The sequence below is a fragment of the Halorussus limi genome (assembly GCF_023238205.1).
GTDB classification, from domain to species: domain Archaea; phylum Halobacteriota; class Halobacteria; order Halobacteriales; family Haladaptataceae; genus Halorussus; species Halorussus limi.
This window is the reverse complement of the sequence record NZ_CP096659.1, coordinates 1,856,508-1,877,185: the sequence shown is the minus strand read 5'-3', so window position 1 is coordinate 1,877,185 and position 20,678 is coordinate 1,856,508. Positions and strand designations below refer to the sequence as shown.

Genomic DNA, 20,678 nt, shown 5'->3' with positions numbered 1-20,678 from the left:
GAGCGAGACGGGGCGGTCCGGGCGGATGCAACGCATACATACCGTCCCGAAACCGACGATGGAGTATGCACACTCGTTCGACAGCGCGCGGCGCGACGGTGGTCGCCGCGCTCGCGGCGGTCCCGGTCGCGTCTGCTCACGGCGGCGAGGCGGCCCCGCCGATGCCCCAGTGGCTCGCGCTGGCGGTCCTCCTCGTCGGCGTCGCGGCGGCGGTCGGGAGCGCCTACGCCCGGCGCCGGACCTCGGCGACCGTCGCGCTCGGCGGCGCGTTCGCCGGACTGGCGGTGGCCGCGACCGGCGCGGTCGGATTGGTCCAACTCTCGCCGGTCGAGACGCTGGCGGCGAGCCAACCCGCCATCTCGCGGGCGTGGTTCGGACCGCTGACGCTCGGCATCGGCCTCGCAATCGTGGTCGGGAGCCTCGTCGTCGGTCGGATGCGGTGGCCCGACAGACCGCGGTACGCCGCGCTCGGGATGCTGCTGGGCCTGTGGGTCGCGTACCCCGTCATCGTGCCGGGGTCGCTGACGAACCCGGTCGGCTACCTGCTGGCCGCGGCGGTGCTTGCGACCGTCGGCTACGTCGTCTGGCGCGACGCGAGCGGCCTGCTCGGTCGCGCGCTGGCCGACCGCCCGAGCAGGTGGTTCGGCGCCGGTACGGGCACCATTGCGGGCCTGTTCTTCGCGTTCTCGATGGGGATGTTGACCTTCGTGCCCGAACCCGGCGGTGGCGTTGACCTGAGCGAGGACTTCGTCACGACCGCGCGGGTCGCCAACCCGCTGGTCTACTGGCCCGGCGTCGAGTTCCACTTCCACGACTTCCTCGGGACGACGCCGCTGAGCGGCGTCCTCTCGGTCGGGATGGTCGGGATGGTCGGCACCGTCGCGGTGCTGGTCGGCCTGAACGCCGCGCTGTTGGCGTACCAGTGGCGCGCGAACGACGCGACCGGGAGCGCGGAAGTCACCACGGGTACCGCGGCGGTGGCCGCGCCGAACGCCTGCTGTTGCTGTGGTCCGGTCGTCGCGGAACTGGCGGTCGTCTCGGTCGGTCCGGCCGCGGCCGCGCCGCTCTACTGGCTGTTCGTGGACCTCGCGTCGCCGGTCGGCGCGCTGTTCTTCGTGACCAGCGTGGCTCTGCTGGCCGGAAATCTAGCGCGGGCGGGACGGCGGAGTCTGCACTCGTAGCGGACGGCGAGGAGAACGAGAACCGGAATCAGCGCGACTACGCTCCGCCTTTGACCAGTCGCTCGAACTGTTCGGGCGGAATCGCGCCTCTGGCGGCGTGGCCCTCGTAGACGAAGGTCGGGATGCCCGACACGCCGGCCTGCTGGGCCTGTTTGAACCGCTCGCGGAGTTCGGCTTCGAGCGTCTCGTCCTCTGTCGCGTCCCGAATTTCGCCCCCGGCGAGACCCACGTCCTCGGCGATTTCGGCCAGCACCTCCGGGTCGCCGATGTCCCGACCGTCCTGCCAGAGCGCCTCGAAGACCGCCTCGTGGAACGTCAGGAAGGTCTCCTCGCCCTCGGTCTGTCGGACGTAGAGCGCGGCCTGCTGGGCGTTCCACGAGTCCACGTCCTTCGAGAAGTCGAGGTCCATCTCCACGTCGTACCGGTCTTTCAGGCGCTCGACGTTCTCCCGGACCTGCGCGAAGTAGTCGTCGTCCTTGCCGTCGTCGACGTCGTGGTTGATGCTCCCGTCGGGCGCGCGCTTGTACCCCCGGAGGTCGTAGAATCGCCACTCTACCGCCGGAGCGTCGTCGTTCTGTTCGATGTACTCTTCCATCGCGGCCTTCCCGAGGTAGCAGGGAAGTAGGAATCCTCTAGTACGTCAGGACTAGTGGAAGCCCGGGAATGTGATTACGGCCCTTTTGAAACTTTCTGGACTTGATAGTAACTGAAATCATCAATGTGTGGTGCGTACTATTCAGTGAACCCCTCCGGTCAGTCCCCACTGTCTCGAAGACGGCGTTGTTCCGCTCCCGTTTGCAAACCGATAAGACTGACTCCGATGAGCATACTGAATATCCCAAGGAGGGCGAACCCCAATGCCACCGTCGCGGTAGTCGTTGCGGTGGCAAACATGAGTTCTACGACAACGATAGCACCGCCAATGAGAAACAGTCCCATCCCGGCGGTCGTTATCGGTACTGCCCAGTACGTATACGGCATCTCGGATTCGACCATTATCTGCAGGAGAATGGCGAATGCAGGAAGCGAGAGCGCCACTAACTGTAGGAAGGTGAATACGAGTTGCCTCTCAACCATACCCGCATTATCAGCGCAACGGAAATCGGTCTATCGGTCAATTCACGCTCTGAATTGCTCATCACCTACTCACTCTCAGTAGCGGAAGGTTTCAACAGAGCCGTCTGAGGCAATGTTTCAATCTTGTTGCAATCTGTTCGTATTTAGGCTTCCACGTCCATTAGAGCGTCCTGCACACGTTCGTCCTCTGTCTTACCCTCAATGTACCATTCCCGCCGATTGTCGTCTTGATAGATTTTCGCAAGCGTCTGCCGGGTAATGTTGGTGGGGTTGAGGCCGTCTTGTTGTACGACTCCCCAGCTTCAACACGCTCTAATGCATCTACCACGTCGAAAAACCCGGTCTCTCCATTATCGTAGTTCGGGGTTAGATTCGGCTTCAGATACCCAGAGTCCGAACGAATCCTATCGGGACCTGCCCCAGCCACTTCCCTTCTTCTCGGGCGCGTCTCTGTCCCGATTCTGTCCGACGAATAAGCTGACGCCGCTCCTCGGCGGCAACGCTCGCAATGATGTCTGCCACTAGACGGCCAGTTCCGTCGATCTTTCGAACGGAACCGTTCGTCACATGAATCGTCAGTCGCTTACAACCAACCGTCTAGACAAGGTGGGTTCCTGTCGAGGCTTCCCTTCCGTTCACTCAGGGTACTGAGACATGACCGGAGTTCCGATGAGAAGTTCGTGGTATGAGTTTCGGATTGCGGCTACGACCGCCCGTGTTGTAGCCAGCATTAAAAGTGAGGTATGGCACCACCCCACACATTTTAGGTCATAGTCCTCTAACTTCCTAGAAGGATGTCTGACGATGAGTTCAACCAAGGGAGACAACAAGAAACCCCGGTCGTCAGCGACGGTGGCACATCGCTCCCGACTCGAATCTTTGGAGCGCTTGCCCACCAACGACGGCGGTGCGTCCTCTACTATTTACGTGACCACGAACAGGCCTCTATCGATGACCTCGCCAGTCACCTCACCGTGTTCGAGCAGGACATCCCACGAAACGAGATGACGCCGGAGGCCATTAAACAGGTCAAGACAACCCTCGTCCAGATTCATCTCCCGAAACTCGATGACTACGGCCTCATTGACTATGACCGACGAAGTGAGACCGTCTGTTGTACCTATGCACCGGACCTCCTTGATGACGCCCTCGACATCGCGGCGACTATCGATAACTACCCATAACAGTAGTTGGTAATACGGTTTCTTTATTCAGTAGATAGTCCGTAACTGGCTTGCCGGTTCCGCTCAATTGGTGGTGTGTATTGGCCGGTCAACGGTGTTGGTTCACCCACTTAATCAAAAAGGAAAGAAGAGTGAAAACCTTGTGACTATTTCTATCTAAAGAGCCAAGTGTAGAGTATGTCTAATACTGATTCTGACGCCGAGATGTATGAATGGAACGGTGGGCCAAACCTCGGTACGATGAACGACTCCACGTTGAATCAAGCGTTCGACCTACTCAGGAATCAACGGCGGCGCTACGTTCTCAAAACGCTTCACACGGAACCTGAAACAGTGTTCTCGGTCGATAAGATTGCCGACAATGTACTCACGCACGACCCCGAGGCTGGCGACCGTGACTCCGTACTGGTCGACCTTCACCACAAGATACTGCCGCGATTAGCAGACGAGAGTATCATCGACTTTGACGCACGAACCGGCACCGTTCGGTATCGCGGCGGCGAACTCGTTGACGACCTCTTGGTCACGCTCACCGAGTAACCCGTCTTCACGAAATGACGTGGCAATGCAGGAGTGTTGAGGGAGTCCCAACGAGACCAGTCATTACTGCTGGCTGGTCTCACTCCCTCACATTGATGATGGAGGCGACTAACAGATAACTCTATTGTGGGGGATACGTGCGAGTTCATCACCCTTTATATCGCTCAACCCACGCTCTAAATCGCGTGGCGATTACACAGACGGTTCTGAATAAAGAAACCGTGCTACCAACTACTGGTAAACAAAGGGAGACCCTACTTCGCTGCCAAGCAAGGGGAGCTACTCTTCTAGAAGATTCCTACTTCCGTAGCAGAACGGGCAGACGTAATCGGAGTAGACGACCAACTCGTCGGCTGATTGCTGGCTCATACCGCGTGTTGGCGTCGAAGCCTCAAAAGTCACCCACCGACGGCCGGGATTTCCGCTATCGGTCCCGGCGGCGGTAGGCGTACGCCGCCCCAAGCGCGAGGACGAGGACGACCAGCGGGACGTGCCACTCGTCGGTGACTATCGGCGGCGCGAGCACCGAGAGACCGAGCGAGACGACGATGCCCACCACGGCCGCGGTCCGAAACGGACGCAGGTCCACGTCGCCGTCGTAGAGGACCGCGAAGGCGACGGCTATCAGCCCGATTCCCAGCGCAATCCACTCGTCGCGCGACGACAGGATGCCGTGGGGCACGCCGAAGATACCTTCGTTCGAGGCGAGCGCGAGCAGTGCGTCATTCATCGCGGGTCGGTCTCCAGAGACGGCACCCCTGAAGGTTCACGCCACGGCGTCAAAAGCCCATCTGCGGCACCGGCCAGCGAAGTTTCAACACCGGCGTCCGACGAGTAGCTATGGCCCAACGTTCCGGACGGAGGTGGACGTTCGCGCTGCTCGTGCTCGCTGGCGTCGCCGCGCTCGCGGTCCGCTAAGCGGTCGAAGAGACCGGGGAGACACCGAAGCCGAACTGCAAGACTACTCGTCCGACTGCTCGGTCGTCCGCCCGCGCGACTCCACGAACTCCACGACCGACTCGGTCCCCTGAAACCCCTCGGCCATCCTGCCCACTAGTTCGCCGTCCTCGAACAGCAGGAGCGTCGGCACGCTCCGCACGTCGTGGGCCTCGACGAGCGAGAGGTCGTCGCGGGGGTTGAGCATCCCCACCGCGGCGTCGGTCGCGCGGGCGACGTTGCCCACCACGGGTTCGATGGCCTGACAGAGCGAACAGCCCTTCGTGTAGAAGTCGACCAGCGCGAGGTCGTGTTCGGCGACGAAGGCGTCCAACTCCGCTTCGTCGGCGAGGTGAACCGGCTTCTCGCGGGTGATTGCGTCGGTGTCGGTCACGCCGAGTCCTACTCGCTTGCGAAGGTTAGCCCTTCCGCCACCGGCGCGTTCGCGGGGTATCCGGTCGGTCGCGAGCGGACCGACGAGACACGTTGCGGGCCCGTGCCGTCGCTCGGTTCCGAGGGGTATTTCGGTCCGCAGTCCGTGTACTCTACCCATGGACGCGGCGTTGGGGCCACCCGAGAAGATGGCCGAAAACGAGGACGAGCTGACGCCGATGATGAGTCAGTACTTCGAGCTCTGTCGGCAGTACGACGACTCGCTCGTGCTGTTTCAGGTCGGAGATTTCTACGAAACATTTTGTGAGGCCGCCGAGCGGACCGCCCGACTGCTCGAAATCGCGCTGACCCAGCGCGAGGACTCGACCGGCACCTACCCGATGGCGGGCATCCCAATCGACAGCGCCGAGTCGTACATCGAGACCCTGCTCGACGCGGGCTACCGGGTCGCGGTCGCCGACCAAGTGCAGGACCCCGAGGAGACCACGAGCGTCGTGGACCGCGCGGTGACTCGCATCGTGACGCCGGGCACGCTGACCGAGGACGAACTGCTCGACACCGACGACAACAACTTCGTGGCCTGCCTGACCGAGGACTACGAGCGCTACGGGCTCGCCCTGCTCGACGTCTCGACCGGCGACTTCTACGCGACCAGCGCCCGCCGGGAGGAGGCCATCGCCGACGAGGTGAGTCGGTTCGCGCCGGCGGAGGCCATCGTGGAACCGACCGCCGAGGCCACCGCGGACCTCTTCGACGCCGACTGCATGGTCTCGCCCTACGATTCGGCCGCCTTCGACTCTGAGGCGGCCCGCGAGCGCGTCTCGGAGTACTTCGGGTCCCCCGACACGCTGCTCGCGCACGACGCAGAAGTGCGGGCCTGCGGTGCCCTGTTGGCCTACGCCGAGTACACCCGCGGGGGCGTGGAAGGTAGCGAGGACAGGGTCGGAAATGAGGACAGTGACGGAAGCGAGGGCGGCAAAGGAAAAGAAGACTGCGACGAGGGAAGCGAGACCGGCCCGGCCGAGCGGGGCCGCCTCGACTACCTCAACCACCTGACTCGCTACGAACCGCGCGAGTACATGCTTCTAGACCGGGTGGCGCTCTCCAGTCTCGAACTGTTCGAGCGCCGGACGGTCCACGGCGACGCCGACGTGACCCTGCTCGGCGTGTTGGACGAGACCGCCTGCGCGCTCGGGAGTCGGAAACTCAAAGACTGGCTCCGGCGGCCCCTGTTGGACGCCGACCGCATCGAGGCGAGACTCGACGCGGTCGAGGAGTGGACTCACGACGTGCAGGCCCGCGAGGAGGCCCGCGAGCAGTTGCGGGACGTGTACGACATCGAGCGCCTCATCGCTCGCATCTCGCGGGGCCGGGCCAACGCCCGGGACCTGCGGTCGCTGAAAGCCACCTTGGACGTGGTTCCCGACCTGAAGGCCGCGATGGCCGACTTCGAGTCCGAGCGACTGGTCGAACTCCGCGAGGACTTGGACGAACTCGCGGACGTGCGGGACCTGATAGACCGCGCGATTCGCGAGGACCCGCCGAGAGAAATCACGGAGGGCGAGGTGATTCGCCGGGGGTACGACGACGAACTCGACGAACTGCGCGACACCGAGCGCGAGGGCAAGGCGTGGATAGACGACCTCGAAGCCAGAGAGCGCGAGCGGACCGGCATCGACTCGCTGAAAGTCGGGCACAACTCGGTCCACGGCTACTACATCGAGGTGACGAACCCGAACCTCGACGCGGTGCCCGACGACTACAACCGCAGACAGACCCTGAAGAACTCCGAGCGGTTCTACACGCCGGAACTCAAGGAGCGCGAGGACGAGATTCTGCGGGCCGAGAACCGGGCCGACGACCTCGAACACGAGTTGTTCCGGGAGGTCCGGGCGACGGTCGCCGCCGAGTCCGAGCGAGTGCAGGCCGTCGCCGACGCGCTCGCCCGCCTCGACGTGTTGGCCGCGCTGGCGGAGGTGGCCGCCACCCGCGACTACGCCCGACCCGAAATCGGCGGCGACGGGATTCACATCGAGGGCGGTCGCCACCCCGTCGTCGAGCGTACCCAGCAGTCGTTCGTGCCCAACGACGCCCACCTCGATTCCGACGAGTCGTTCGCGGTCATCACCGGCCCGAACATGTCGGGCAAATCGACGTACATGCGGCAGGTCGCGCTCGTCACGGTCCTCGCCCAGACCGGGAGTTTCGTCCCGGCGGCGAGCGCCCGCATCGCGCCGGTGGACCGCGTGTTCACCCGCGTCGGCGCGAGCGACGACATCGCCGGGGGTCGCTCGACGTTCATGGTCGAGATGACCGAACTCGCCGCGATTCTGGAGGGCGCGACCGACGAGTCGCTGGTCCTGCTGGACGAGGTGGGTAGAGGCACCAGCACGACCGACGGTTTGGCCATCGCCCGCGCCGTGACCGAACACGTCCACGACGAGGTGGGCGCGCTGACCCTCTTCGCGACCCACCACCACGAACTCACCGAGACCGCGGCCGACCTGCCGCGGGCGTTCAACCTCCACTTCGCGGCCGAGGGGACCGACGAGGAGGTGGTCTTCGACCACGACGTGCGCCGGGGCGCGGCCACCGCCTCGTACGGCGTGCAGGTCGCCCGCGAGGCCGGGGTGCCCGACGAGGTGGTCGGGCGGGCGCGGGAACTGCTCGCGGAGGCGGAGGCGGCAGACGTGGACGTCGAGGACGGGACCGAGGAGTCCGAAGGAGAAGCCCCCGAACCAGCACCGAAGGCCATCGCCGACGGCGCGACCGACGAACTCGCCGAGCGACTCCGAGACGTGGACGTGGCGACGATGACGCCGCTGGAGGCGATGAACGAACTGGCGGAACTGAAACGCGAAGTGGAGTAACCGCCACCGGAAAGCGGACGGTCCGTCGGAGAGTCAGTGCGAGGAGATTCGCGGCGCGACGACGTACTCGACCGACCCCGCGCCGTCGGCGAACTCGTACGCGATAGTGGCCGGTTGCTCGATTCCGAGGCGGAGCCGAATTTCTGCGTCCGTGGGCATCGCGCGGTCGATGGCAGTCAGATAGTCGAGCGAGAACAGCGAGTGGGCCTCGCCCGTGGTCAGGTCCGCGAGGTCTTCGGCGGGGAGCGCCAGCGACACGTCGTCGGTGTCGCCCGTCGCCTCGACGTAAAAGGCGTCCTCGTCGTCGTCGATGCCGAGCGCGAGGTGGTTCGAGACCATGTCCGCGGCCCGGACGGCCCGGTCGAAGTCGTCGGCGTCCGCGACCACCTCTCCGGCGAAGTCGAATCCGCCGCTCGGACTATCGGGCGGCCGTCGAATCGTCTCCGGGTCGAGCAGCGCGAGCGTGTACTCTAGGCCGTCGATGTGGATTTCGAGCGTGCGCGTCTCTGACGCGAGGTCGAACTCCACGAGTTGACCGCTGTCGGCCATCTGAACCACGTCCCCGAGGCGAGAGAGGTCCACACCGGTGTGGACGCCGGTAGTCTCGTACGACTCGAACGCGGCGCGTCCGAGGGTGAGTTCGACCGAAGCGACCGTCGCCGGGTCGACGCCAGCCATTCTGAGGCCCTCCGCTTCCAAACGGAGGTGACACTCGTCGAACAGCGCGTCGACCAACTCGACGGCCATCTGTATCGCGTCGGCGTCCACGATAGCACGGAACGGTCGCGTCGGTGCGTCGGCCGCGTCGCTGGAATTCGTGTCCGGAGCTGATTCGCTCATGATTGGGCGTCGGTAGAGTCAGAGAGCAGACATATAAGCATTAGGTGTATAAACAGATACATAATCAGAAACCAGTTATATTTTTATCCCTATAATCGAGGCTATAACCCAATACGGAGTATGAGTGGAGATGAGCGAGACCGCGGTATCTTGAGTAAGGCCGACCGAGCGTACCTACGCGGCGAGACGGAGTTCGCAAGCGTCCAATCCGAGCGGAATGCACGGGCGAGAATTCGCGAACGTATTCACGACGCGATTCTCGACTTCGAGGTGCTCGTAGAGTGTCTCTCGGAGCGAGACCGGCGACTCGTCGTAGAGAATCAGTTCGAGAGCGCGGACGGTACCGAAGCGTTCGACGCGCTGGTGTCCGCCGTCGCCTTCCTCTACCGAGTAACCAAGGACACCGACCTCGAGTTCGAGACGGTCCTTAGCGAGGCGGTCAACCTCGCGGAGGCGAGTGACGACCGGGCCGCGACGGTGCGACTCGACCTGACGTTCCAGTCGCTCACCGCCGAACAGTTGCGACACAAGCTAGAGCGGGGAGAGAGCCTGTCACTCACCGAAATAGCGTTCCTCCACGAGAGCGACGAAGTGCGGATGGACGAGTTGGCCCGGTACTTCCGAGACGCCGACGACTCCACGCCGGAGGTCGACGACGGGCGGATTCAGTCGAAGGTGACCAACTTCTGAGCGTCGGGTCGGAGGCTCACTCCGGCGGCCCCAACGACACGAACTCCAACCCCTTCTCGCCGAGTAGCGTCCTCGCGCGTTCCGTCACCGAGGGCGAGACGAGAATCCCGCGAATCTCGGCGTCGGCGTGCAGGTCCCGCTCCAGCGCCTCGACGTACCGGTCGAGTTGGCCCACCGCGTCCGGGCCGACGCGCTTGCGCTTGAGTTCCACGACGACCGTCGCGCCCTCGCGGTCCTTGCCGTAGATGTCGACCGCTCCGGCGGGCGTCTCGCGCTCGGTGGCGAGGGGTTCGAATCCCTCCTCGACGAGGCCCGGGTCGTCCAGAATCCGCTGGCGGAGGTCCTCCTCGGTGCCCGACAGCGAGAGGTCGCGCTCGTCGGTCACGTCGAACGTCGAGACCTGCTCGACCCGCTCGAAGGCGACCGTCAGTTCCTCCTCCGGGCCGGTCCGGCGGCTCTCGATTCGGACCTCGCCGTCGGCGAGGCGGACCTCGTGGGCGCACCCCGGCGGTTGCCAGTTGACCGGCTTTTGGCCCTCGTCGGTGTGGACCAGCGCGGTGCCGTCGGGTTTGAGGACGACCAGTCTGTCGCCCGGCCCGAGGTGGCTGGCGGCCCGGCCCTCGTACTCGACCGTACAGCGTCCGAAGACGGTTATCATGTCGGCGCGGTCGATGGCGGTCGCGATGCGCTGGCGGGCCGTCTCGGGGTCGGGCCGGTGGAGCGCGTCGGCCGCCGCGGGGTCGCCGTCTGCGAGTGTCACTGGCAGTAGGTAGGCGGCGAGCGCACTAAAGCGGCGCGTGTCGGTCGGGTGGCAGGACCGTCCGAGCGCGGATTAGCCGGGGAGAATCACCTCCCGGTCGTCGGTCCACGAGCGAACGCGGTCGGCGAGGTAATCGGCGGCCGCGCCGCGGCCGAGCGCCCCGCGGTCCACCATCTCCCCGACGACCGCCTTCGTCCCCCGGACCCACCCGCGGAAGTAGTTCGCGTCTTCGGGGACCGCTTCGACCAGCGCGCCGTGTCCGACCGTCTCACTCCGCTCGACGGTATCGCTGTCGACTTCCAGACCGAACCAGACCGGGTGGAACGCGGTGGGCCGGTAGTCCGCGGAGACGCGGTAGAACGCCTCGTGGTGGAGGAAATCGAGGTGGTTCGCCGCAGCGTCGGCCAGCGAGCGAGCGGTCGCTATCGGCTCGGGGTCCACCGCGAATCGCGTGTCGGCGGCGTAAGGCGCGTCGGCCGAGATGCGGTCGAGGAGTGCGAACTCAGCGCCGCCCCAGTGCGAGCGGTGGAGGTCGTAGGCGGCGTCGGGAGGGTCGGCGGAGTCGCCGCGTTCGGCCGCGGAATCGCCTGCGTCGTCAGTCGAGCGGTCGGTCGCGTCGTCGCGTCGATAGGCGAGGAGTGCGCGGTGTCCCATCGAGCGAGGTTCGTCACTTTCTCCGGTTTAAACGTACGCGAGGTCGGGGACCGCGGAGTCGGCGTCCTCTCGACTTCGCGCCCGGCACCGTCTCCCCCTCGACCCGGCGCGCGAACCCGCGATAAATCATTTGTTGCGATATGAAATCAGGTATTTCCGGCGAGAAGGGGCGACTCAGAGGCGGTTGCTCGTCGCGTTGGCCGGATTCGTCGCTCGTCGAACCATCAGACTCCTCACCTCTGTTTCGGACAGAAAACTAGCAACCGCTCTCGGACCGTAAATCGGCAGTTTCCCCGAGTGTCGGTTCGGCGAAGGAGTTCGACCGCTATCGCGTCGAAGTCACGAGATGGCGCCGTCCTTCTCGTCGGCCGGAGTGAGGTGTTCGGCACCCCAGTCGTGCATCTCCTCGATGAGCGATTCGAGCGACTCGCCGCGCTCGGTCAGCGAGTATTGCACTCGAACCGGTTTCTCGCTCACGATTTCGCGGTTTACCAGTCGCTTCTCTTCGAGGTCGTCGAGGCTGTCCGAGAGGACCTTGCTGGAGATGCCGTCCACGTCGTCTTTGAGTTCGTTGAACCCCATCGGGCCGCCCTGAAGGAGTCGGTGGACGACCACGGGGTGCCACTTCTTCCCGATCAACGTCGCGGTCGAGGTGATGGGACACCAGTCCTTTCCGGCGCACCACACCGAGAGTCGCTCGTCGGCGTCGCTCATGGGCGCAGGTACTCGGCCCGCCGTCTAAAAGTTACCCGTACCAATCTAGTTACCGAGGGTAACTGCTCGCGGAAAATCTGGGCGTCGCCGGTCCCCCGATTCCTCGGCCCCTTTCCGGTGACTCACTCCTCGGCTATCCACCCGCCGAGCGCCCCGGCGAGCGCGCTCTCCAGTCCCATCACGAGCGCGACGAGAAGGACGACGAGGAACGCCCCGCCGCCGAGGAGCGACCCGAAGGGACCGAACCCGGCCACGCCGGCGGCGGTGACCGCGACGCCGAGGACGGCCGCGACGAAGATTCCCCCGAGCGACCCCGCGAGCAGGCCGTGCCACGCCCCGCGTCCGGCCCCGCCCGCGGCCACGTACCCGGCGACGAACCCGCCGACCAGTCCCGCGGTGAGTTGGCCGAGTCCCGGGACGGCGAGACCGACTATGCCGACCACGCTCATGACGACGAATCCGACGCCGACCGCGTACCAGTTCGTCATACCGGTCCGCATACGTTCTCCGCGCGGTTAAGCGTTGGTCGGCGACTCCTCGAACGCCGAGAGGTCGAAGTGGCGACCGCCGCGGAACCAGTCGAGACCGATGTACGCCAGCGTCAGGCCGCCCACTCCCCCGGCGAGCGCGGCGAGTAGAGGTTCGAAGTCGCCGGACACTCCGGCCAGTTCGGAGGGCACCCGCACGACCATCTGGAGGCCGAGACAGACGTTCCCGAGACCGACAGACTGGTACCACCGGAGGTCCCCGACCGGGGCGTCGAGACCGCCGAGGACGTACAGCGCCGACGCGCCGAACCAGAGCGCGAGCGTCGCCAGCGCGGTCGGGTCCGCCAGCGATTCGACGCCGAACGCTGCGAGGAACCCGACGCCGAAGAGGGCGAAAAAGACGCCGACGACCGCGAACCAGACGCGTTTCACGTCCGCGAGTACGTCGATGTCCCCGATAAATCCCGGTGCCCACCGACCGCGCTCACTCCAAGCCGACTTTCTCTGCGTACTCCTCGAAGACCGCCCACGAGGGGTCGGACTCGGGTTTCCGGGCGCGCTCGCCGTCCACGAAGACGCCCTCTCCCTCCCGGACCTCGCCGATTTCGGCCGCCGGGATACCCTCGGATTCGAGGGCGTCCAGCACGTCCGCCGCGCCGCCGGACTCGACCGTCAGCAGGAGCGTCCCCTCGCTCGTCGCGGCCCACGGGTCGATGCCGAAGAAGTCGCACGACTCCGCGACGCCCGGCAAGACGGGTACCGCCGACGAGTTCACGTCGAGGCGGACGCCGCCCGCCTCGGCGAGTTCGACCAGCGCGCCCCGGAGGCCGCCCTCGGTCGCGTCGTGCATCGCGGTGACGGGACCGGCGGCCGCGGCGGTCAGCGCGTCCCGGACCGGGCTCATGTCCCAGAACCGCTCCTTGGCCGCCTCGACGGTCGAATCGGGGAGGTCCACCGCGTCCTCGAACAGCGTGACCAGAAAACCAGCGACTTCGACCGCGGGACCCTTCGTCACGAGGAGGCGGTCGCCCGGCGTCGCGCCGTCGGGCCGGACCACCTCCTCGGGGTCGCCGACCGCCAGCGTGGTCGCGCCGCCGACCCACGGGTACCGACACCCGCCGTAGCGGGCGGTGTGGCCCGTCACGACGCTGACCCCGAGTTCGCTGGCCTCGCGGTCGAACGCCTCCCAGACCGCGCCGAACTCCTCGTCGGTCATCTCGGGCGGGAGCGTGAACGTGACCGAGAGGTGCGAGGGCGGGATTCCGGAGACCGCGGCGTCCGAGAGCGCGACGTGGACCGCGAACCACCCGGCCTTCTCGAACCCCAGCGCCGGGACGAGCGAGAGGGGGTCGCTCGCGAGGACGACCGCCCGTCCGCCGACCTCCACGACGCCGAAGTCCACGCCGTGTTGCGGTCCGAGCGCCACGTCGTCGCGGTCGGCCCCGAGGTTGGGGTAGATGTACCGGTCGAAGAACGCGCGGTCTACCTTGCCGAGGTCGGTCATTGGCGGGGGTTGTGTCGGCGCGGACTAATCGGTGCTGGTTCCGAAGCGCGCGAGTCCGAGCGAGCGGGCCGGGCGACTCGAACGGACCGAACCACTTTCCCGGTCCGGTCCGAACGCACGACCATGGCCGAAATCGAAGCCGACACACTGCTCCCGAACGACCGAATGCGAAGCGGCGCGAGAGACGGCGAGATAACACAGATTCACCGCGGACGCCAGTACGCCGAGGAGGGCGACCGGTTCGAGGCGGACGGCGAGGCCTTCGAGGTCGTGGAAGTCCGCGAGCGGACGCTCGGCGACCTGACCGACGAAGACGCCCGGAAGGAGGGCATGCGGGACTTGGAGCAGTACCGCGAGATACTGAACCGGGCGCACGACGATTTCCAGTGGGACGACGACAGCGACGTCGTGTTGCACCGGTTCGAGAAGGTGGAGTCGTAGATTTCGGAGTCGTTCTCGTTCGGCGTGATTGCCAATTCTGGCGGAGTACGAGCGAGTCACCGACCACTGGCGAACGGTAGGAAAGTCGAAACGCGAGAAACCGAACGCCAGAGAATCGAGTCGAAACCCGACCGCGTTACCGACGCTCGCGCAGTTCCGCGCGCAGGTCGGCGAGGTCCATCTCCTTCATCGACAGCAGGACGAGCAGGTGATACACGATGTCGGCGCTCTCGTGGGCTATCTCCTCGCGGTCGTCGTCCTTCGCGGCCAGCAGGAGTTCGGTGGTCTCCTCGCCCAGTTTCTCCAGCACCGCGTTCTCGCCCTTCTCGTGGGTGAACAGCGAGGCGGTGTACGACTCGTCGGGCAGGGTCTCCTTGCGGTCCTCCACGACCGCGAACAGTTCGTCGAGGACGGCCGCGGTGTCCTCGGCGTCGTCGGCCGACTCGCCGGTCGGTCCGCCGGTCATGGTCCCAACTCCGCCACGTCTTGGATGTCCTGTAACTCGTCGAACTCCGCGGGGTCGCGCCGTCCGGACTCGAACACGTCGTCGGCGACCTCGATGGGCGCGTTGGTCCGGGCCGCGAGCGCCAGCGAGTCGCTCGGCCGGGCGTCGATTTCGGCCTCGCCGCGCGGCGTGTCGATGTGGAGGTCGGCGATGTAGGTGTTGTCCTCCAGCGCCGAGACCACGACCCGGGTGACCCGCCCGCCGAGTTCCTCCACGAGGTCGAGGGTGAGGTCGTGGGTCAGCGGTCGGCCGATGTCCTCGGCCTCCACGCCGCGAGCGATGCTGACGGCCTCCTCGAACCCGATGAAGATGGGAAGTACGCCGCCGTCGTCGTCCGGCGCGAGGACGACGACCGGTACCGGCCCCTCGTCGGTCATCGCGACTCGCACTGCGTCGATGTCGACGTCCATGCGCCTACCGACGGGTGCCAGAAAGAAAAGTCTGCCCTACTGGTCGGGGGTCGGTCGCTCGGGGAGGGTCACGCCGTCGTTCTCGAAGAACGCCAGTCCGTGAATCCGCGAGTCGGGTGTGAGTTCGGGGTGGAACGAGGTGGCGACCACCGGACCGTCCCGAATCGCGACCGGGCGGCCGTCCCACTCGGCCAGTACCTCGACGCCCTCGCCCACCGCGTCGATGAGCGGTGCGCGGATGAAGACGGCGGGGAACGGTTCGTCCAGTCCCTCGACCGCCAGCGGAGCCTCGAAACTGTCCTTCTGGCGGCCGAAGGCGTTGCGCTCGACGGTCGCGTCCACGAGGTCGAGGGTCCGAACGCGGTCGTCGCCCGCGTCGGTGGCGGCGACGATGAGGCCGGCGCAGGTCGCCAACACCGGCTTGCCCGCCTCGACGTGGGCGACTATCTCCGCGGCGATGCCCTCGTCGCGGAGCAGGCGCGAGATGGTGGTCGATTCCCCGCCGGGCAGAACGAGCAGGTCGCACTCGGGCGCGAGGCCGCTGTCGCGAATCTCCACGACTTCGGTCTCGCGGCCGTGGGCCTCGCCCGCGCGCCGGACGGCCTCGGCGTGTTCGCTCACGTCGCCCTGCACTCCGACGACGCCCGCTTTGAGAGTCATGTCGGCGAGTACGGAGTCGGTCTTCAAAAGTTGCGCGTCTCGGCAATCGGCTACGTGCGGTCGCTTGACCGCGACCTTACTTACGGTCACTCGACCGTGACCCTACTCCCCATCGCTCGACCGCGACCCCACCCACGTCCCGAGCGTCAGACCGTAGACGACGTGGCCGACGTGGAACACCAGCGACTCGTCGGGGTCGGGGTCCATGCCGAGCAGTCGCCGGAGGACGACTCGCTCGCCGAACATCGAGAGCGCGAGGGCGTAGCCGACGCCCGCGAGCAGACCGACCTCCTCGCGGCGGGCCTCCGTGTCGGGGTCGTCCGACGGCGTCACGTCGAGGAGCGCGCCCATCGCGCCGAACGCCGCGCCGCCGATAGTGCCGTAGAGCAGGTGGAGGACGAGCGCCTGCACCGGGTAGTCGTCCTCGTCGCCGCCGCCGACGTAGGTCGCCCAGAAGCGCGCGGTCGGCGGGAGCGACCGCGAAATCGGAAGCCGATACGCGGTCATGACGAGCGTCGCGACGAACCCGCCGACCGCTCCCTCGCGGACTCGTTCCAAGCGCGGCGAGGCCGACGAGGAGTCAGACGGGCGGTCGCGCTCGGTGTCGGTTTCTGGAAGGAGACGCATCTCACGCCGACTACGAGAACGGTACCGATAGAACTGGCGGCCCCGGAGGTACCGTTACAGTCCGAGGATGTTCACGACTTCGATGAGGACGCCGAAGAGGACGCCGAAAGCGACGACGGTCTTGGGGTCGATGCGGACGGCGTTGCGGTCCTCGGCGTCGAAGTATCGGACGAGTCCGGCGCTGGACATCAGTCCGCCGGAGTTCTGGCCACTGCTCATGTACGGTCGTCCGGTCGCCCCTCGCGTAAACCTTTCGGAGCGTCGTCCGGGGCGGCGACGAATCGAACGCGGCAAAGCGACGCGGGTGGGAAACCCTTATGCGCGAGGCGAAGATAGTTCCGCCAGAACACCGATGACTGTCACGCTGAAGGACTTTTACGCGGACTGGTGTGGACCCTGCAAGACCCAAGACCCCATCCTCGAAGAGATGGAGGAAGACTGGGACGAGAGCGTCGAGTTCGAGAAAATCGACGTGGACGAGCATCAGGACGTGGCCAACGAGTATCAGGTTCGCTCGATTCCGACCATCGTGGTCGAGAACGACGACGGCGTCGTCGAGCGGTTCGTCGGCGTCACCCAGCGCGAGGAACTCGAAGACGCGCTTCAGGAAGCGGGCGCGTAGGCGACTCGTCACCACCGAACCGGTTTTTTCTTCGAGCGGAACGACGCACACCGACGGGTAGCGCTGGTTGACGCAGTCTGTTGGCTACCGTATTCTGCTGGCGGTCGCGCCAGCGGCGGGACTTCCAGCGCGCTCGTGCCGTCTCAGTAAGACCGCTATAGTTATCCCTGAAACTCCTATAGACAAGTGAAAGGTTGAAACTTATGTCTAAAAGAAAGAAAGTTGTTTCTCTTTGCGTGGCGCGTCGGCCGCCGACACGCTACAGTCCGTAGATTTCGCCGAACTTCTCCTCGGCGTAGTCGAGGAAGTAGTCGGCGGTCAGGTCCTCGCCGGTCGCCTCCCGAATCAGTTCGTCGGTGGTGTACCGCGAGCCGTGACGGTGGACGTTCTCGGTCAGCCAATCGCGGATGGGCCCGAAGTCGCCCGCCGCAATCAGACCGCGGGGGTCGTCGAGTTCCTCCTCGATGGTCGCCCAGAGTTGGGCCGCGAGGACGCTCCCGACCGTGTAGTTCTGGAAACTGGCGAACCCGCCGGTCCAGTGGATGTCCTGCAGGCAGCCCTCCGAATCGGAGTCGGGCCGAACGCCCAGATACCGCTCCATCTTGTCGTCCCACGCGGCCGGAATCTCGCTCACCGCGAGGTCGCCCGAGACGAACTCGCGCTCTATCTCCGACCGGAGGATGATGTGCATGTGGTAGGTGAGTTCGTCGGCCTCGGTCCGAATCAGGCTGCCCGACTCGATTCGGTTGGCGGTCCGGTAGGCCTCCTCGGGCGTCACGTCCGAGACCTGCGGGAACCGGTCTTTCACGGTCGGCAGGACGAGTTCCCAGAACTCCCGGGTCCGCCCGACGTGGTTCTCCCAGAAGCGCGACTGGGACTCGTGGACGCCGCTGGAGCGCGGTTGGCCGAGCGGCGACCCGTAGGCGTCGTCGCGGAGGCCGAGCGCGTAGGTCGCGTGGCCGAACTCGTGGACGGTCGAACTGACCGCCCCGAGGAGGTCTGTCTCGTCGAACCGGGTCGTGATGCGGGCGTCGAACTGGTTGCCCGACATGAACGGGTGAGCCGAGGTGTCGAGGCGGCCCCGGTCCCAGTCGTAGTCCAGCAGGTCCAGCACGTCGCGCGAGAGAGACTCCTGAGCGTCCACGTCGAAGGTCCCGTCGAAGGCGTCGGGTATCTCCTCGCTGGCCCGAATATCATCGATAAGCGGGACGAGACCGTCCTTCAACTCCTCGAAGATTCGCTCGACGGTGTCGAGTTCGAGGTAGGGTTCGCGGTCCTCGAACATCACCTCGTAGGGGTCCCGGTCGGGGTCGATGTGCTCGGCACGCTCGACCCGGAGGTCGAGCAGGTCCGAGAGAATCGGCTCGAACGCCGAGAAGTCGTCGTCGGCCTTCGCCTCGCGCCAGTCGTCCTGCGCCTCGGACTGGAGGCGACTGTGCTCTTCGACCAGTCGCTCGGGCACCTGCGTCGCCCGGTCGTACTCGCGGCGGAGTTCCCGGACGACCGCCGCCTGCTCGTCGGTCAGGTCCTCGTCCTCGGCGGCGTCGAGGAGTCGCTCGGTCTCGTCGGCGGTCAGTTGCTCGTGGGTGACCGCCGAGAGCGCCGACAGTTGCTCCGAGCGGGCGGGCGTCCCGCCCTCGGGCATCATCACTTGCTGGTCCCAGTAGAGAACTCCGCTCCCGTCCTGAAGCGCGTTGATTCGCTCGTATCGGTCGAGTAAGTCGTCGTACGCGTCGGCCATACCCTCGCGTCGCTTGCCCGACGTATCAAGATGAGGGTGGCGGCGAAAGCGTGGGGTTCGTCACCACACCTCCGGCGTCGCCGAACGTTCTTCGAGACCGAGATGCGCTGCGAGGCGGACCTCGAACCGGGCTTGGCTCACAGTATCGAGTCAGGCGAGTGGAGCCGCGAGTTCCCGTTTCGAGTGCGCGAACGCGGGACGGCCAGAGAAGCGAAGAAGGCGCTCGAACGGGGCTGAGGCGCGCTACTGGTAGTCGTCGAGTTCGTACAACTCGCCGTACTTCGACTTCACGTAGTCGAGGAAGTAGTCGGCGGTGTACTCCTCGCCGGTCGCCTCCCGAATCAGGTCGTCGGTGGTGTAGCGACTCCCGTGGCGGTGAATCTCCTCGGTCAGCCAGTCGTGGAGCGGTTCGAAGTCGCCCTCCGCGACCTTCTCGTCCAGATTCTCGATGTCGTCCTCCGCGGCGTCGAACAGTTGGGCCGCGAGGACGCTCCCGAGCGAGTAGGTCGGGAAGTAGCCGAAGTCGCCGTGGCTCCAGTGGATGTCCTGCAGACAGCCCTCGGCGTCGGAGTCGGGCCGGATGCCCAGATACTCCTCGTACTTGTCGTTCCAGACCTCGGGCACGTCCTCCACGTCGAGGTCGCCCCGAATCAGGTCGCGCTCGATTTCGAACCGGACCACGATGTGCATGTGGTAGGTGAGTTCGTCGGCCTCGACCCGGATGAGGTTGTCCTCGTAGACCTCGTTGGCGGCCTCGTACACGTCGTCGACGCTCGCGTCGTCGAGTTTGTCGGGGAAGCGCTCTTTCACCTTCGGCAGGAAGCGCTCCCAGAAGGCGCGCGACCGGCCGACGTGGTTCTCCCAGAGCCGCGACTGGGACTCGTGGACGGTCATGTCGCGCGAGTCGCCCAACGGCGTGCCGTAGTCCTCTCGGGGGAGTCCGAGCGTGTAGGTCGCGTGGCCGAACTCGTGGACCGTCGCCATCAGCGCGCCGAGCGGTTCGTCGGGACTGAACCGGGTCGTGACGCGGGCGTCGAACTGGTTGCCCGACGAGAACGGGTGCGGGGCGGTGTCGAGGCGGCCGTGGTCCCAGTCGTAGCCGAGCGTGTCCAGCACGTCGCGGGCCAGTTCCTCCTGCGTGTCGGTGTCGAACTCGCCGGAGAACGTCTCGGTGGCGAGGTCGGCGTCGGACTCCCGAATCGCGTCGATGAGCGGGACGAGTTCCTCGCGGAGTCGGTCGAGGACGCGCTCGGCGGTCTCGACGCCGAGGTAGGGTTCGTAGTCCTCGAACAGCACCTCGTAGGGGTCCCGGTCGGGGTCGATGTGTTCGGCCTGCTCGCGCTTGAGTTCGACCAGTCGTTCGAGCGTCGGCGCGAACGTCGAGAAGTCGTCCTCCTCGCGGGCCTCCTTCCAGACGGGCATCGCTTCGGAGGAGACCTGCGAAATCTCCTCCACGAGGTCCTGTGGCACTCGGGCGGCCCGGTCGTGCTTGCGCCGGACCTCGCGGACGACCGCCTCCTGCTCGTCGGTCAGGTCCTCGTCCTCCAGTTCGTCGAGCAACTCGGCCATCTCGTCGGACGTGAGAATCTCGTGGGTCACCGTCGAGAGCGCCGAGCGCTGCTTCGACCGGGCGGGCGTCCCGCCTTCGGGCATCATCACCTCTTGGTCCCAACCGAGGACGCCCCCGGCGTGCCCGAGGTTCGTCAGTCGCTCTACCTTGTCGATGAACTCCGAGTAGGTGTCGGACGCCTCGTCGGCGGCGGCTTCGCTTGCCATCGGACGGTCGTAAGGTGGCACGCGTTATCAAAAGTCGGGTTTCGACTCGAAACGGTCTCGGCGCG

26 protein-coding genes and 1 pseudogene are annotated in these 20,678 nt (G+C 65.7%); 8 read left to right on the top strand and 19 right to left on the bottom strand.

Features of this window, described 5'->3' with window-relative positions; genetic code table 11:
• Nucleotides 1–65: 65 nt before the first annotated feature.
• Nucleotides 66–1,181, top strand: a complete 1,116-nt coding sequence (locus M0R89_RS09665; protein ID WP_248648875.1) for a hypothetical protein — start codon at nucleotides 66–68, stop codon at nucleotides 1,179–1,181.
• Between the two features lie 37 nt (nucleotides 1,182–1,218).
• Here the strand turns inward: M0R89_RS09665 and M0R89_RS09660 are convergent.
• From M0R89_RS09660 to M0R89_RS23430, 3 genes and pseudogenes are all read right to left on the bottom strand, one after another.
• Nucleotides 1,219–1,797, bottom strand: a pseudogene (locus M0R89_RS09660) (DsbA family oxidoreductase); the annotation flags it as partial.
• Nucleotides 1,798–1,934: 137 nt separating this feature from the next.
• Entirely contained in the window at nucleotides 1,935–2,258 is a 324-nt protein-coding gene (locus M0R89_RS09655) for a hypothetical protein (RefSeq protein ID WP_248648873.1), read from the bottom strand.
• Between the two features lie 378 nt (nucleotides 2,259–2,636).
• Nucleotides 2,637–2,780 (bottom strand): hypothetical protein, encoded by a 144-nt coding sequence (locus M0R89_RS23430; protein ID WP_368408824.1) that lies wholly within the window; start codon nucleotides 2,778–2,780, stop codon nucleotides 2,637–2,639.
• A gap of 272 nt (nucleotides 2,781–3,052) precedes the next feature.
• Here M0R89_RS23430 and M0R89_RS09650 point away from each other — a divergent pair, with 272 nt between their 5' ends.
• The gene (locus M0R89_RS09650; protein WP_248648872.1) at nucleotides 3,053–3,442 is read left to right on the top strand and encodes a DUF7344 domain-containing protein; all 390 of its coding nucleotides are present in this window, start codon (nucleotides 3,053–3,055) and stop codon (nucleotides 3,440–3,442) included.
• Nucleotides 3,443–3,619: 177 nt separating this feature from the next.
• A complete protein-coding gene (locus tag M0R89_RS09645) occupies nucleotides 3,620–3,982 on the top strand; it encodes a DUF7344 domain-containing protein (protein WP_248648871.1) in 363 nt (120 codons plus the stop codon).
• Between the two features lie 424 nt (nucleotides 3,983–4,406).
• Here the strand turns inward: M0R89_RS09645 and M0R89_RS09640 are convergent, their stop codons facing one another.
• Together M0R89_RS09640 and M0R89_RS09635 are read right to left on the bottom strand one after the other, a co-directional pair.
• Nucleotides 4,407–4,712, bottom strand: a complete 306-nt coding sequence (locus M0R89_RS09640) for a hypothetical protein (RefSeq protein WP_248648870.1) — start codon at nucleotides 4,710–4,712, stop codon at nucleotides 4,407–4,409.
• Between the two features lie 231 nt (nucleotides 4,713–4,943).
• A complete protein-coding gene (locus tag M0R89_RS09635) occupies nucleotides 4,944–5,312 on the bottom strand; it encodes a thioredoxin family protein (protein WP_248648869.1) in 369 nt (122 codons plus the stop codon).
• 157 nt (nucleotides 5,313–5,469) lie between these two features.
• Between M0R89_RS09635 and mutS the strand changes: the two genes are divergently transcribed.
• Entirely contained in the window at nucleotides 5,470–8,181 is a 2,712-nt protein-coding gene (gene mutS, locus M0R89_RS09630) for a DNA mismatch repair protein MutS (protein ID WP_248648868.1), read from the top strand.
• Nucleotides 8,182–8,214: 33 nt separating this feature from the next.
• On the opposite strand, the gene M0R89_RS09625 is transcribed toward mutS, so the two are convergent.
• Complete coding sequence (locus M0R89_RS09625) at nucleotides 8,215–9,021, bottom strand: DNA polymerase sliding clamp (RefSeq protein WP_248648867.1); 807 nt, start codon at nucleotides 9,019–9,021, stop codon at nucleotides 8,215–8,217.
• Between the two features lie 120 nt (nucleotides 9,022–9,141).
• Between M0R89_RS09625 and M0R89_RS09620 the strand changes: the two genes are divergently transcribed.
• Nucleotides 9,142–9,711 carry a DUF8102 family protein gene (locus tag M0R89_RS09620; RefSeq protein WP_248648866.1) on the top strand — a complete coding sequence of 190 codons (570 nt, stop codon included), beginning with the start codon at nucleotides 9,142–9,144 and terminating at the stop codon, nucleotides 9,709–9,711.
• A 16-nt stretch (nucleotides 9,712–9,727) separates the two neighbouring features.
• Here the strand turns inward: M0R89_RS09620 and nucS are convergent, their stop codons facing one another.
• The 6 genes from nucS to M0R89_RS09590 form a co-directional block, all read right to left on the bottom strand.
• Nucleotides 9,728–10,471, bottom strand: a complete 744-nt coding sequence (nucS, locus tag M0R89_RS09615; RefSeq protein ID WP_256478304.1) for an endonuclease NucS — start codon at nucleotides 10,469–10,471, stop codon at nucleotides 9,728–9,730.
• Nucleotides 10,472–10,543: 72 nt separating this feature from the next.
• Entirely contained in the window at nucleotides 10,544–11,125 is a 582-nt protein-coding gene (locus tag M0R89_RS09610; protein ID WP_248648865.1) for a DUF6735 family protein, read from the bottom strand.
• Between the two features lie 339 nt (nucleotides 11,126–11,464).
• The gene (locus M0R89_RS09605) at nucleotides 11,465–11,839 is read right to left on the bottom strand and encodes a winged helix-turn-helix transcriptional regulator (protein ID WP_248648864.1); all 375 of its coding nucleotides are present in this window, start codon (nucleotides 11,837–11,839) and stop codon (nucleotides 11,465–11,467) included.
• Between the two features lie 122 nt (nucleotides 11,840–11,961).
• The gene (locus M0R89_RS09600; RefSeq protein WP_248648863.1) at nucleotides 11,962–12,327 is read right to left on the bottom strand and encodes a DUF5518 domain-containing protein; all 366 of its coding nucleotides are present in this window, start codon (nucleotides 12,325–12,327) and stop codon (nucleotides 11,962–11,964) included.
• A gap of 27 nt (nucleotides 12,328–12,354) precedes the next feature.
• Nucleotides 12,355–12,759 carry a DUF7994 family protein gene (locus tag M0R89_RS09595; RefSeq protein WP_248648862.1) on the bottom strand — a complete coding sequence of 135 codons (405 nt, stop codon included), beginning with the start codon at nucleotides 12,757–12,759 and terminating at the stop codon, nucleotides 12,355–12,357.
• Between the two features lie 52 nt (nucleotides 12,760–12,811).
• Nucleotides 12,812–13,831: an AIR synthase family protein gene (locus M0R89_RS09590; RefSeq protein WP_248648861.1), complete on the bottom strand. Its 1,020-nt coding sequence runs from the start codon at nucleotides 13,829–13,831 to the stop codon at nucleotides 12,812–12,814.
• 123 nt (nucleotides 13,832–13,954) lie between these two features.
• Between M0R89_RS09590 and M0R89_RS09585 the strand changes: the two genes are divergently transcribed.
• Nucleotides 13,955–14,272 carry an ASCH domain-containing protein gene (locus tag M0R89_RS09585; protein WP_248648860.1) on the top strand — a complete coding sequence of 106 codons (318 nt, stop codon included), beginning with the start codon at nucleotides 13,955–13,957 and terminating at the stop codon, nucleotides 14,270–14,272.
• Between the two features lie 136 nt (nucleotides 14,273–14,408).
• On the opposite strand, the gene hisE is transcribed toward M0R89_RS09585, so the two are convergent.
• The 5 genes from hisE to M0R89_RS09560 all read right to left on the bottom strand — a co-directional run bounded on the left by hisE (nucleotide 14,409) and on the right by M0R89_RS09560 (nucleotide 16,693).
• Nucleotides 14,409–14,738, bottom strand: a complete 330-nt coding sequence (gene hisE / locus M0R89_RS09580) for a phosphoribosyl-ATP diphosphatase (protein WP_248648859.1) — start codon at nucleotides 14,736–14,738, stop codon at nucleotides 14,409–14,411.
• On the bottom strand, nucleotides 14,735–15,187 hold the full coding sequence (locus tag M0R89_RS09575; protein WP_248648858.1) for a bifunctional nuclease family protein: 453 nt from the start codon (nucleotides 15,185–15,187) through the stop codon (nucleotides 14,735–14,737). The genes hisE and M0R89_RS09575 overlap by 4 nt, the downstream gene beginning before the upstream one ends.
• Nucleotides 15,188–15,223: 36 nt before the next feature.
• Nucleotides 15,224–15,847 carry a pyridoxal 5'-phosphate synthase glutaminase subunit PdxT gene (gene pdxT, locus M0R89_RS09570; RefSeq protein ID WP_248648857.1) on the bottom strand — a complete coding sequence of 208 codons (624 nt, stop codon included), beginning with the start codon at nucleotides 15,845–15,847 and terminating at the stop codon, nucleotides 15,224–15,226.
• A 102-nt stretch (nucleotides 15,848–15,949) separates the two neighbouring features.
• Entirely contained in the window at nucleotides 15,950–16,474 is a 525-nt protein-coding gene (locus tag M0R89_RS09565; RefSeq protein WP_248648856.1) for a hypothetical protein, read from the bottom strand.
• Between the two features lie 54 nt (nucleotides 16,475–16,528).
• Nucleotides 16,529–16,693, bottom strand: coding sequence for a preprotein translocase subunit Sec61beta (locus M0R89_RS09560; protein ID WP_248648855.1), 165 nt, complete (start codon nucleotides 16,691–16,693; stop codon nucleotides 16,529–16,531).
• Nucleotides 16,694–16,826: 133 nt separating this feature from the next.
• On the opposite strand from M0R89_RS09560, the gene trxA reads away from it, so the two are divergent.
• Complete coding sequence (trxA, locus tag M0R89_RS09555) at nucleotides 16,827–17,096, top strand: thioredoxin (RefSeq protein ID WP_248648854.1); 270 nt, start codon at nucleotides 16,827–16,829, stop codon at nucleotides 17,094–17,096.
• 259 nt (nucleotides 17,097–17,355) lie between these two features.
• On the opposite strand, the gene M0R89_RS09550 is transcribed toward trxA, so the two are convergent.
• Nucleotides 17,356–18,837 carry a carboxypeptidase M32 gene (locus M0R89_RS09550; RefSeq protein WP_248648853.1) on the bottom strand — a complete coding sequence of 494 codons (1,482 nt, stop codon included), beginning with the start codon at nucleotides 18,835–18,837 and terminating at the stop codon, nucleotides 17,356–17,358.
• 30 nt (nucleotides 18,838–18,867) lie between these two features.
• Here M0R89_RS09550 and M0R89_RS09545 point away from each other — a divergent pair, with 30 nt between their 5' ends.
• Complete coding sequence (locus tag M0R89_RS09545) at nucleotides 18,868–19,074, top strand: hypothetical protein (RefSeq protein ID WP_248648852.1); 207 nt, start codon at nucleotides 18,868–18,870, stop codon at nucleotides 19,072–19,074.
• A 6-nt stretch (nucleotides 19,075–19,080) separates the two neighbouring features.
• On the opposite strand, the gene M0R89_RS09540 is transcribed toward M0R89_RS09545, so the two are convergent.
• The gene (locus M0R89_RS09540) at nucleotides 19,081–20,613 is read right to left on the bottom strand and encodes a carboxypeptidase M32 (protein WP_248648851.1); all 1,533 of its coding nucleotides are present in this window, start codon (nucleotides 20,611–20,613) and stop codon (nucleotides 19,081–19,083) included.
• Nucleotides 20,614–20,678 lie beyond the last annotated feature (65 nt).